The organism is Actinophytocola sp. (assembly GCF_045807065.1).
GTDB lineage: Bacteria > Actinomycetota > Actinomycetes > Mycobacteriales > Pseudonocardiaceae > Actinophytocola.
The window spans coordinates 1-11,507 of record NZ_JBJMIE010000361.1 but is presented as its reverse complement, the minus strand read 5'-3'; the positions used below and the strand labels follow the sequence as shown (position 1 = coordinate 11,507).

Genomic DNA, 11,507 nt, shown 5'->3' with positions numbered 1-11,507 from the left:
CGGGACGACGCGGAGCGGGTGAGGAGGCGGCATGACCGACGAACAGCTGCGGGTACTGGTCGCCGATGACGACCCCATGCTTCGCATGGCGCTCTCCGAGGTCCTCGAGGCGGAGGCGGGGCTGCACGTGGTAGCCACCGCGGCGGACGCGCAGGAGGCCGCCGACCTGGCCGAACAGCACGTGCCCGACGTCGCCCTGATCGACGTGCGGATGCCGCGCGGCGGGGGCACGCACGCGACACGCGAGATCAGGACGCGGTCGCCACACACCCAGCTGCTCGCGTTCTCCGCCTACGACGACTCGGGCACCGCGGACGAGCTGAAGCGGCTCGGCGTGCGCGAGTTCCTGGTGAAGGGCATCACGAACGCCGAGATCGTGGCGGCGGTCCGGCGGGCCGGCGCGGCCGGCGTGGGGTGAGACACCCCGTCCGAGCAGGTCGTCTGGACACAGGTGCTGGCCCGTGCGATGCTGGGTTGAGGTTGAGCAACCAGCCGACCAGAAGCGCGATCGGGGCGCTGTGAGCTGGGGTGACTCCAATACACTCTGGCAATCGGTCCACCACTCACGGGAGATCCGATGAGCCAAAAGACCGTGCCGGCTACCTACCGGGTGACCGCGCACGAGTGCCTGACGGTACGAACAATACGTGAACATTCGGATACCGAACGGGTGACTCTCGCCGGAGAGATCGACCTGTGCACGGCGCCGCTGCTGCGTGCCGCACTCGCCGACACGGACGCCCGCGAAGTGCCCAACGTCCTGGTTGATCTGTCGCAGGTGCACTTCATGGCCCTCGCCGGCGTGCACCTACTGCGCGAGGCCAGCGAGCGACGGGCCGCCGCGGGGCGCCGGCTCGTGGTCGCCGCACCCACCAGCACGGTCCAGCGGACGCTGACCCTCACCGAGGCCGCACTGACCCTGGAGATCTACGTTTCCGCGCACAGCGCGCTGTCCGCACTGGCGGTTTGAACCGGTCGGGGGGAGGCACTCTCCGGCCATGTGGCTCACCCGCCCCCCGGGCGTCTACCCTCCGCAGCACGACACCTGGTTGCTGGTCGAGGCGCTGGCCTCGGCCGCCGTCTCTCCGGGCGCCGACGTTCTTGACGTCGGCTGCGGCACCGGCGCACTGTCCGTCGCGGCCGCGAGCATCAAGCCACGCGCCATCACCGCCGTCGACGTCTCGCGACGGGCGGTCATGGCCGCGCGCCTCAACACCTTCCTCCGCCGCATCCCGGCACGTGTCCTGTGTGGAGACGCGTTCGAGCGGGTCGCGGGGCGCACGTTCGACCTGATCCTCGCGAACCCGCCGTACGTGCCCGGCGTCGCGGCCCGGCCGCGTGGCCGCAACCGCGCCTGGGATGCCGGTGTGGACGGTCGCGAGTTCCTGGACCGCCTGTGCGCCAACGTTCCGATGCTGCTCGCCCCCGGCGGCACACTGCTGCTCGTCCACTCCGGACTGTCCGATGGGGACAAGACGGTTGCGCAGCTGCAGGGCGGCGGGCTCAAGGCCGCCGTGGTGGGCAGGGCGGAGGTGCCGTTCGGTCCGGTGATGCGTGGGCGCCGCCAGCGGCTGATCGAGCTGGGACTCATCGAACCGCGGCAGAACACCGAGGAGCTGGTGGTGATCCGCGGTGACCGACCGGCGACCCCCTAGGGTCCGCGTGGTGCCCGACGGGCCACTCCTCGTCGAGGGCCCGGTCGAGCTGGTCACGGACGACGGCACGACCGTCCGGTCGGAGCGGTTCGTCGTCGCGGTGTGCACGTGCCGCCGCAGCAAGCGCTTTCCGCTGTGCGACACGAGCCACCGCAAACGCGTGCGCCAGGACTAGTCGCTGAGATACAGGACCGCGTCGGCGCCGTCCAGGGTTGGTTCGTCGAGCGGGAAGTAGCCCTGTTCCGGGGTCGGATCGGTGCGGGTGCTCGCGGAGGGGACCGCGGCGGCCTTCGCCAGCCTCCAGCCGGTGGTGCGATCCCGCAGGAAGCTCTCGTAGGTGCCCGGTTCCGGCTCGTGCAACGAGAGTGCGTCGCTTCGGCCCAGGCTGCCGGCGATGAAGGTGTACCGCTCGTCCAGCAGGGGCGCGACGATCGCGCCGGCGCTGTGCCAGTCGACCTCGTAGGGGCCCATGCGCATGTGGCTGGGGTTGCGCTGCAGGTGGAGGTTGTGCGCGAACACCAGCATCGGGCCGCGGCGCGCCTCGGTGTCCCGGAGGTCGAGGAGGTTCTGGGCCATGAACGCGTCCCGGAGCGCGCACAGGCGGTTGATCCGGGCGGTCTCGTCGATGCGCTGTGCCGACTGCCTGTGGTAGCGCAGCAGGAAGAGGCCGGCGGTGACGTACGTCCTGGCGCGGAGCCACGTCGCCCGGGAGGTCTTCGCGATCAACTCCGGGGCACGGGTGTAGAGCGAGGTGAGCAGGTCGTCGCCGACGCCCCGCAGCCGCTCGGCGTCGGCCGTGGCGCCCGGCGACCTCGTCGCGTCCAGGATCGCCTCCTGGCTGTTCCACCGTTCGTCGTCGCCGGCGAGCCCCGCGATGTCGAGGTCGAGGCCGAGGTAGTCGCGGGTGTGTTCGAGGTAGCGCCGCGGGCTTGGTGCGTTCAGGGTCTCCGTTGGGGCGTCGAAGCCGTGGAAGGCCAGCCGTTCTTCGGCGGGGCGGTGCTCGTTGTACTCGCGCATCCAGGCGACCAGCCGCCGGTTGCCGTCCAGCTCGCCGAAGCGGTGCGAGAAACCGTCGCTCATCGCCGCGTCGAGCGTGCCCACCCCCGCCCGGACGAAGTCGTCCACCGCGAGCGCGGCCACGCGGTCCGTCTCCAGGGCGATGGACCGGAAGCCGTGCTCGACCAGCTGGCCGAACAACTCGTTCCGCAGCAGTTGGCAGGCCGGTTCGAGGTGGGTCGGCTCGCCGAGGGCCAGCAGCTCGCACGAGGGGGGCACGAAGTCCTGAATCCGTTGACTCATGTGTCTGAATCGTATCGTTGAAAGAGCAGTTGAGACTTCTGCTCGCTCTACCACGACGACGTGCCGTAAAGTCTCAAACCGATGATCACCCTGCGGCCCGCCGACCTGGCACGCGAGCACGGCCTCTCGACCCAGGCGGTCCGCAACTACGAACGGGCCGGGTTCATCCCCCCGGCCGACCGCACCCCGAGCGGCTACCGGATGTACACGGCGGTGCACGCGGCCGCGCTGCGCGCCTACCTGTCGCTCATCCCGGCCTACGGCCACTCGGCCAGCGGCCAGATCATGGCCGCCCTGCACGACGACCGGCTGGACGACGCCCTGCGCACCATCGACCGCGGCCACGCCCAACTGCTCCACGACCGCGAAACCCTCGACGCCGTGCGGAAGGCGACCGGCCACCTGACGGCGCGGCCCGCCCCCGCGCCGGCCCCCGACATCAGGACCATCGGCGACCTCGCCCATCGCCTCCGCGTCACCCCGGCGACGGTGCGCAACTGGGAACGCGTGGGCATCCTGACCCCCACCCGAGACCCGACAACGGGCTACCGCCGCTACGAGCCGAGCGACATCCGCGACGCGGAACTCGCCCACCTACTCAGACGCGGCGGCTACCGCCTGGACCACATCGCCACCGTGGTGGACCAGATCCGCACCGCCGGCGGCACCGAACCCCTGGCCAACGCACTGGCCGACTGGCAACGGAAGCTGAACGCCCAGGGCCTGGCCATGCTCACCGCCGCCACCCACCTCAACCGCTACCTGGACGCAACCTCCACACCTCGGTCAAGCTGACGCCCCACCTCGACGCAGCCGATCAATGCGCACCACAGCAACGCGCGCCTCCGCAACGCCTCCACCCATCTCAACCACAACCACCGAACCGACGCCCGCCAAAACCCAGCCAACCAACGCCCACCCCCACAACGCGCGGTCGGCCACCTACGCCAACGTCTCTCGACCCGCCCGTCCGAACGCCCCGGGTTGGCGGCCTCCCCCCACTACCCGACTCCCCCAGCCAGCGGCCGGCGCAGTGAGGAGCGGTTCTCGCGCCAGGTGGACAGGACGTGTGCCGAGAAGCGGCCCTCCAGGAAGTCCGTCGCTCGTACGCCGAAGACCACGTCCTCGGCCAGGTGGGGCTCACGGGCCAGCAGGTCGCCGACCACGTCGTGGCGCAGGATCTGTTCGTGCACCGCGTCGGCCTCGACGTGTTCGGCGAAGAAGTGGGGGTCGCCGCCGCCGAGGCGGTCGATGGCCTTGACCATGCGGGCGGCGCTCGGTGCGGTGGTGATCTCCGCGGCCGCGAAGTGGCCGACCATCGCGCCGCGCAGGCGGCGGTGCAGGCCGAACATCGACATCATGTTGACCACCGCGATGATCGGGGCCGGCACGTCGTCGAAGTAGGACAGGTAGCCCGTGTCCAGGTCGGACGACGCCAGCAGGTCCCGGTACAGCTGCGCGTGCACGCGGTCGCCGCGACCGCCGCCGAACTCGTCGAACTCGACCGCCACCAGCGCGGCCTTCGCGCGTCCCCACAGGCGGGGGATCACCCACGCGTGCGGGTCGGCCTCCTTGTGGTGGTAGATCGAGCGGTGCACGAAGTACTCCCGCAGCTGCCACAGCTGCCCCTCGTCGCGCAGGAAGTGCGAAACGCCCTCGCCGGGCACCGGTTCCACCAGCAGCTCGTCGAACACCGCGGTCACGTCGGTGCCGTGCTCGACCGAGTCACGCAGCGCCCGCTCGAACACCCACTCCAGCTCGCGGCGGAACTGGAGCAGCACCGGCGACCACTCCCAGTCCGAGTCCACCCCGACGAAACCCTGGTAGTGCGGCTCGTAACACGTGTGCAGCGCGACCGCGAGGTCCTCGCCGAACGGGTCGGCGTCGTCGACCGGAACGCTCGGCACGATGCCGTCGCGCAGCAGCTCGACCACCGCGGCCGACAGCGGGCCACGGGGCTCCGGCAGCCGCGCGCCGGTCCCCAACACAACTTCTTCAGTCCGCATCGGACACTCCAATGGCGAGAGATCGCACTACATCGGTGGCGGCGCGCTGCCGCTCCGCACCCGTGCCGCCGCGCAGCACGCCGCGGAACAGCTCACGCACCACCGCGAGGTCGCCGGCGAGCGCGGGCGCGACCCGCACCACCAGCTCGTCGAGCAGCTCGGTCACCGGCACCTGGTGCGCCCGCTCCGGGTGTACCCCGGGACCGCCGAGCCCGTACCGTGCCGCCGACCACACCGCGGCCGCCAGCACCTGGTCGTCGAGCACGGGTGCCTCCCGGCCGCGCGCGATGTCGGTGAGCGCGGTGACCACCAGCGCCCGCGACAACGCGGCCTGGAGCAGCGCCGCCGGCACGTCCACGCCGACGTCCGCCACCCGGAACTCGACCGTCGGCCACGACGGCGACGGCCGGACCAGCCAGAACGTCATGGCCCTGTCCTCGATCACCCCGCACTCCACCAGTCGCTCGACCCGCGCGGTGTAGTCGGCGGCGTCGCGGAACCAGGGCGGCACGCCGGCGCCGGGGAACCGGGACTGCTCGACCATCCGCCAGCTCGCGTACCCGGTGTCCCGGCCCTGGTGGAACGGCGAGTTCGCGGACAGGGCGAGGAGCGTCGGCAGCCACGGCCGCACGTGGTTGCACACGGCGACCGCGGTCTCGAGGTCGGGGACGGCGACGTGCACGTGGCAGCCGCAGGCCTGGTAGTCCCGCACGACCTCGGCGTACCGGTTGGTGATCCCGGCGAACCGCTCGCCCTCGCTCGCCAGCGCCGGACCGCCGAGCGGCGGGGTGCCGCTGGGTACGAGCCACACACCGCAACCGTGTGCCGCGGCGGCCAGCCTGCTCCGCCCCTGCCGCAGGTGGCCCTCCAGCTCGTCGAGCGTGGCGCAGGGCGGTGTGGCGGCCTCGACCTGCGTCTGCTGCAGCTCGGTGTGGAGCGCGGCGCCGGGTAGCTCCTGGGCGGCCTTGAGCACCTCGGGGGCGGCCGGCACCGTCCGACCCGTCGCCGGGTCGGCGAGCAGGAACTCCTCCTCTACCCCGAAGGTCGTCACTTCGGCAGCTGTGGCGCGACCTTGTCCCGCCAGAACTGGAAGAACTCGTCCTGCCGCGGCCCGATCTGCGCGACGTGCACCTCGTCGAACCCGGCGTCCGCGAAGGCCTTGACCTGCTCGAGGTAGGGCTCGGGGTCCGGCCCGGTCGGCAGGCTCAGCATGTCCTTGGTGACGAGCTGGGTCGCCTGCTCGAAGTGCTCGGGCTGCGGCAGTACCTGCGCCAGCTCGCCGGGCAGCCCCTCGTTCGGCCAGATCCGGTGCGCGGTCTCGAGCCCCTCCTCGGCGGTGGGCGCGTGGCAGACCTTGAACCCGCCCTGCGCGGGGCCCTTGCCGCCGGCGTCGCGGTAGGCGCGGACGAGGTCGGCGTTTGGCATCACGCTGACGTACCCGTCGCCGATGCGCGCGGCCACCTCGACGGCCTTCTTGCCGAACGCGGACACGTAGATCGGCACCGGCTGCTCCGGCAGCGTGTAGACGCGGGCGTTCTCCACGGTGTAGTGCTTGCCGTGGTGGTTGTGGCTGCCACCCCGGTGCAGCTGCCGGATGACCTCGACGGCCTCCTCCAGCATCTCCAGCCGGACGTCCGCGCTGGGCCACGGGTCGCCGAGGATGTGCTCGTTGAGCGCCTCCCCCGACCCGACGCCGAGCACGAACCTGCCGTCGAGCTGCACCGCCGCGGTCGCCGCCGCCTGCGCGAGCACGGCCGGGTGGATGCGCACCGTCGGGCACGTCACGGCGGTGGTCACGGGCATGCCGGGCACGGCCTCGGACAACGCGCCGATCACCGACCAGACGAAGGCGCTCTGCCCCTGCTCGCTGTTCCAGGGGTGGTAGTGGTCGGAGATCCAGAGCCGCTCGAAGCCCGCGTCGGCGGCCTGCTTGGCCTGCCGCACGAGCTCCTTCGGCCCGAACTCCTCGCAGGACAGGAAGTATCCGAGACTGACCATGGGCCCGGAGTACCCGCGGGTGACCGCCTGAACCAGGATGCGAACCCATCTGTCTCCCCGGCGGGCGCGCCCGCGGGACGGGTCAGCCGGCGTGGGTGGCCTGCCCGGCGTTCAGCTCCGCCTGGTAGCGCTGCTGGGCCTCCCGCACCAGGTCGGCGGACAGCCACGCGATCGGCTCGAGGTCCACCAGCAGCGGCTCGTTGTCGGGCCCGAAGTCGATCTCCCGCCCGGTCAGGACCCACGGTCGGGCGCCCTCGTGCAGCTCACGCAGGTACTGGCACACCTTCCTCGCCACCCAGTCCGCCGGCGGCCGCGTCCACCAGTGGGGCGGCCAGAGGGGGTTGGCCGACACGCCGGGCATCAGCAGGCCACTCTCGTGGTCCTTGCTCGGATGCCCGGCGTCGGCCTCGGGACCGGGTGAGTACCGCAGGTAAACCCGCAGGTCGTGCTCGAGGAGGTAGGTCAGCTCGTCGAGCCGGTGCAGTGTCGGTAGCTCGGCCATGCCCGTGAGTGCCCACCCCGCACCGGCTCAACCCGCACCGGCCCGATCCGCTCACCGCAGCCGAACCGGCAGGCTGACCAGGCCCCACGTGAAGTTCGACGAGTTGTACCTCGGCTCACCGGTCAGCTCGATCCGCGTCACCCTGGCCAGCAGCTCCCGCAGGAACGCGGCCAGCTCCAACCGGCCCAGCCGCGCCCCGACGCAGAAGTGCTGGCCGATGCCGAACGCCAGGTGCTTGTTCGGCGTCCGGTCCGGCACGAACCGGTCGGGCGCGGCGAACACCGACTCGTCGTGGTTGGCCGACGGGTTCCAGGCCGTCACCCGGTCGCCGGCCGCGATGGGCACGCCGCCGATCTCCGTGTCGCGGGTGACCGTGCGCAGCACGTGCACCGCCGGCGTCGCCCAGCGCAGCATCTCCTCGACGGCCGTCGCGATGCCGGCCGGACCGGCCGCGCGCAGCCAGTCCACGTGTTCGGGGGCCTTCGCCAGCTCCAGCAGGCCGGCCGACATCACGTACCGCGTCGTCTCGTTCGCACCCGCGAGCACGCCGTGGCAGTTGACGATGATCTCCTCGTCGGTCAGCTGGCGTTCCTCGCCGGTGCGGTCCCTGCGCCGCGCCTGCGCGACGATGCTGATGAAGTCGTCGCCCGGGTTGTCGCGCCGCTCCATCAGCAGCTCGGTGAACAGCAGGAACAGCTCGCCGTCCGCGGCCAGCTTGTCCTCGTCGGTCGCGTCGAACGACTCGGTCATGGTGTCGCCGACCCACTCCCAGTGCTCCCTCGGCAGCCCCATGAGGTCGCACACGACGTAGTTCGGGATCTTCTTCGCCGCGTCGAGGAAGTCCAGCTCACCCGCCGCGACCGCGCCGGACACCACCTCGGACACCACCCGCCGCACGGACTCCTCGATCCTCGGCATGGCCGCGCGGCCGAGGCCGGTGCCGACGAGCTGGCGGATCCTGGTGTGTTCGGGCGGGTCGGTGACGATCAGCATCCGGCCCTCGACCGCGGCCACCGCCTCCGGGTTGCTGTCGAGCCGCATGCCGTACCGCGAGCTGAACAGCTCGTCGTCGCCGTAGACGTGCACCACGTCGGCGTACCGGGTGAGCACCCAGAAGCCCGGCCCGCCCTTCTCCTGGTGCCGGTACACCGGCTCGTTGTGCCGCAACCAGGCGAGCACCTCGCCGAACTCGTTGCGCGCCCACAGCCCCGGGTCGGTTAAGTCGATCTCCACGGCTCAGACCTCCTGCCGCGCGGGCAGGAGCGTGCGCACCGCCGCGAGGACCGCCCCGGAGGAGAGGCAGAAGTCGTGGCCGCCGTCGAACTGTCGCAGGTGGAACCCGCGACCCGCGTAGCGGCGCCACTCCGCGAGATCCGCGGCGCACACCAGCTGGTCCGCCGCGCCGCCCCACACGTGCAGGTCGCACGGCACCGGCGCACCGGCCGGGTCCTCGTAGGTCCGCGCGAGCTCCGCGTCCTGCCGGAGCACGGCCAGCGCCAGCTCGCGCATCTCCTCGTCGAGCCCCTTCGCCGCCAGCGTCCGCGCGAACCCCTCCTCGGTATCGCCCGCGATGCTGCCGATCGCCCGGCCACTGCGGTGCGGCGGCCGCGACGCCGCGACCACCAGTGCCGCCGGCGGCTCGGGCAACGTCCTGGCGACCTCGTAGCCCAGCAGGCCGCCGAGGCTGTGTCCGAAGAGGACACTCGGGCGCCCGAGGTCCACCAGCGCCGCGACGATCTCCGCCACCGCGTGCGCGAACGACTCCGGTGGCGGGTCGGTGAACCGGCGCTCGCGGCCCGGCAGCTGCACCCCGACCACCGTGACCTCGTCGCCGAGCGCGGCCTGCCAGGAGCGGAAGGCCCCGCACCCGGCACCCGCCTGCGGCAGGCACACGAGCACCGGCCGCGAGTCCACGGGCCCGAACGGTAAGAGCCAGGTCATGAACCACTCTCCTGGGCGACCCGGTCCAGCTTCCTCGCCAGCTCCGCGGGGGTGGGGTGGGTCAGCAGGTCCTTGACCGACAAACGCAGCCCGGTCGCCCTGCGCAGCGCGACGACCGCGCGGGACGCCAGCAGCGAGTGCCCGCCGGCGTCGAAGAAGTTGGCCTCGATGTCGTACACGGGCCGGGGCAGCACGCTGCTCAGCACCTCGCACACCAGCCGCTCGGTGTCCGTCCTCGGCGGGGTGCCGGTGTCCTCCCGCACCTGCGTGATCCGGGCCGCCAGCGCCGCGCGGTCCACCTTGCCCTGCAGGGTGACCGGCAGCTCGGTCACCGCCTCGACCACGACGGGCATCGTGTAGTCCGGCAGCAGGTGCTGGCACCGCCCGGTCGCCGCCTCGACGCACGTGCCGGGATCCACGCCGGGCTCGGGCACCAGCGCGAGGCCGAGCGCGTCCCCGGAGGCGAGCACGAACGCGGCCGCGACCCGCACCTCGTCCGCACCGGCGGCGACGCGCTCGACCTCGCCGAGCTCGATCCGGAAGCCGCGGACCTTCACCTGGTCGTCGACGCGGCCGAGGAACTCCAGCTGCCCGTCGGCGCGGCGGCGCACGTGGTCGCCGGTCTTGTACAGCCGGCCCTCGGCGAAGGGGTTGGCCAGGAACTTCGACGCGGTCAGCTCCGGCAGGTTGCGGTAGCCGAACGCGACCGCGGGGCCGCCGACGCACAGCTCGCCCGCCTCACCGTCGGCGACCTGCCTGCCGTGCTCGTCGAGGACGTAGGTCCGGTAGCCGGGGATCGTGCGGCCGATGGTGGTCACGTCGTCGCCGGCCGCGCTGTCGGCCCAGGTGGCGGCGATCGTGGCCTCGGTGGGGCCGTACACGTTCAGTACGCGGCGACCGGCGAAGCGGCGCGGCAGCGTCGGCGGGCAGGCCTCGCCGGCGATGACGAGGACGTCCACGCTCGGCAGGTCGTCCGGGCACGCCGCGTACATCGACGGCGCCATGCAGACGGTCCGCGGCGCGACGGTCGCGATGGCGTCGGCGAGGTCGCCCGTGCCCGTCCCCGCGATGTCGACGATGGCGACGCCCTGGCCGTGCAGCAGGTAGAGGAGCGTGCACCAGAACCAGCCGTCGAACGCGGGCGACAGCGGGTTGAGGCCGACCCCACCCGGCGTGAGGCCGAGCGTGGCGATGGCGCCGAGGAACGTGCCGAGGGCCTGGTAACCGATCTCGACGCCCTTGGGGCGACCGGTCGTCCCCGAGGTGTAGACGAGGTAGGCGCGATCACCCGGCTCCGGCGGCTCGAGGGTGTGGCCGGTTCCGATCACCGACCGATCGACCGTTCGGACGCCGGGAGTGGGCACGGTGGCGGGAAGTTCGCCGAGCAGGAGGCGGACGTCGGCGTCCGCGACGATGAACGCGAGGCGGTCGGCGGGGTGGCGGTCGTCGAGGGGCACCGCGGTGGCACCGGCGCGCCACACCGCGAGCAGCGCCGGAACCGTCAGCTTCGACCGGCCGAACCCGAGCCCCACCGGGACACCGGGACCGGCACCGGCGGCGCGCAGCGCACCGGTCATGGCGAGCACTTCCTGCCTGAGCTCCGCGAACGTCAACACCCCGTCCGGGGCGCTGACGGCGGTAGCGGCTGGCAGCTGTTCGGCCCACCGGTCCACGGCGTCGAGTACGAGTCCGGCCCCGGCTCTTGGGGTAACACCGGACTGCGTGGTCAGGGTCATCTGATCTCCATCCCAGTCGGATCCGGCCGGGATTGTAGGGGGAGATCGCGACGGAATCGTTAAGCAGAGAGTGACGAAACCTCCTGCTCGGACCGGACGGGAGCCACGACCAGCGACGACGAGCCGTAAGAAATTTTTGCAAACATTTGACGACTGGCAAATTGTCGGCGTTCGGCCTATCCACAATGTGCCACAGAAGAGTCACGGTCAGTGCGACGAATGGTCTATTTACAGGGTGGATATCATCTGGAGTCGCTTGACGACTACCCACCGCCAGCTGTGCCCGCTCGGCCTCGCGTCCTGTTCCTACAGTCTTCTTCAGACTGTCGGATGTGACGTTTTACGTCCCTCGCGCGCGTCCCGGTCGGCG

General features: G+C 71.7%; 13 protein-coding genes. 5 read left to right on the top strand and 8 right to left on the bottom strand.

What is annotated here, in order from left to right:
• Positions 1-31: 31 nt before the first annotated feature.
• From ACJ73U_RS21040 to ACJ73U_RS21025, 4 genes are all read left to right on the top strand, one after another.
• A complete protein-coding gene (locus ACJ73U_RS21040) occupies positions 32-418 on the top strand; it encodes a response regulator transcription factor (protein ID WP_407779376.1) in 387 nt (128 codons plus the stop codon).
• Positions 419-577: 159 nt separating this feature from the next.
• Complete coding sequence (locus tag ACJ73U_RS21035; protein WP_407779375.1) at positions 578-970, top strand: STAS domain-containing protein; 393 nt, start codon at positions 578-580, stop codon at positions 968-970.
• 28 nt (positions 971-998) lie between these two features.
• Positions 999-1,655, top strand: a complete 657-nt coding sequence (locus ACJ73U_RS21030) for a HemK2/MTQ2 family protein methyltransferase (protein WP_407779374.1) — start codon at positions 999-1,001, stop codon at positions 1,653-1,655.
• Positions 1,633-1,830: a CDGSH iron-sulfur domain-containing protein gene (locus ACJ73U_RS21025; RefSeq protein WP_407779373.1), complete on the top strand. Its 198-nt coding sequence runs from the start codon at positions 1,633-1,635 to the stop codon at positions 1,828-1,830. Before ACJ73U_RS21030 ends, ACJ73U_RS21025 begins: the two co-directional genes overlap by 23 nt.
• On the opposite strand, the gene ACJ73U_RS21020 is transcribed toward ACJ73U_RS21025, so the two are convergent.
• Positions 1,827-2,954: an erythromycin esterase family protein gene (locus ACJ73U_RS21020; protein ID WP_407779372.1), complete on the bottom strand. Its 1,128-nt coding sequence runs from the start codon at positions 2,952-2,954 to the stop codon at positions 1,827-1,829. The genes ACJ73U_RS21025 and ACJ73U_RS21020 overlap by 4 nt on opposite strands.
• An 81-nt stretch (positions 2,955-3,035) precedes the next feature.
• Here ACJ73U_RS21020 and ACJ73U_RS21015 point away from each other — a divergent pair, with 81 nt between their 5' ends.
• On the top strand, positions 3,036-3,749 hold the full coding sequence (locus ACJ73U_RS21015) for a TioE family transcriptional regulator (protein ID WP_407779371.1): 714 nt from the start codon (positions 3,036-3,038) through the stop codon (positions 3,747-3,749).
• Positions 3,750-3,955: 206 nt separating this feature from the next.
• Here ACJ73U_RS21015 and ACJ73U_RS21010 read toward each other — a convergent pair whose 3' ends face one another.
• The 7 genes from ACJ73U_RS21010 to ACJ73U_RS20980 form a co-directional block, all read right to left on the bottom strand.
• On the bottom strand, positions 3,956-4,960 hold the full coding sequence (locus ACJ73U_RS21010; protein ID WP_407779370.1) for an iron-containing redox enzyme family protein: 1,005 nt from the start codon (positions 4,958-4,960) through the stop codon (positions 3,956-3,958).
• Positions 4,950-6,011, bottom strand: coding sequence for a glutamate--cysteine ligase (locus ACJ73U_RS21005; RefSeq protein WP_407779369.1), 1,062 nt, complete (start codon positions 6,009-6,011; stop codon positions 4,950-4,952). The genes ACJ73U_RS21010 and ACJ73U_RS21005 overlap by 11 nt, the downstream gene beginning before the upstream one ends.
• Positions 6,008-6,958 carry a TIGR03557 family F420-dependent LLM class oxidoreductase gene (locus ACJ73U_RS21000; protein WP_407779368.1) on the bottom strand — a complete coding sequence of 317 codons (951 nt, stop codon included), beginning with the start codon at positions 6,956-6,958 and terminating at the stop codon, positions 6,008-6,010. The genes ACJ73U_RS21005 and ACJ73U_RS21000 overlap by 4 nt, the downstream gene beginning before the upstream one ends.
• 82 nt (positions 6,959-7,040) lie before the next feature.
• Positions 7,041-7,460 carry a DUF6098 family protein gene (locus ACJ73U_RS20995; protein WP_407779367.1) on the bottom strand — a complete coding sequence of 140 codons (420 nt, stop codon included), beginning with the start codon at positions 7,458-7,460 and terminating at the stop codon, positions 7,041-7,043.
• 51 nt (positions 7,461-7,511) lie between these two features.
• Entirely contained in the window at positions 7,512-8,693 is a 1,182-nt protein-coding gene (locus tag ACJ73U_RS20990) for a cytochrome P450 (protein WP_407779366.1), read from the bottom strand.
• Between the two features lie 3 nt (positions 8,694-8,696).
• Positions 8,697-9,401 carry a thioesterase II family protein gene (locus ACJ73U_RS20985; RefSeq protein ID WP_407779365.1) on the bottom strand — a complete coding sequence of 235 codons (705 nt, stop codon included), beginning with the start codon at positions 9,399-9,401 and terminating at the stop codon, positions 8,697-8,699.
• Complete coding sequence (locus tag ACJ73U_RS20980) at positions 9,398-11,137, bottom strand: non-ribosomal peptide synthetase (RefSeq protein ID WP_407779364.1); 1,740 nt, start codon at positions 11,135-11,137, stop codon at positions 9,398-9,400. Before ACJ73U_RS20980 ends, ACJ73U_RS20985 begins: the two co-directional genes overlap by 4 nt.
• Between the last annotated feature and the right edge of the window lie 370 nt (positions 11,138-11,507).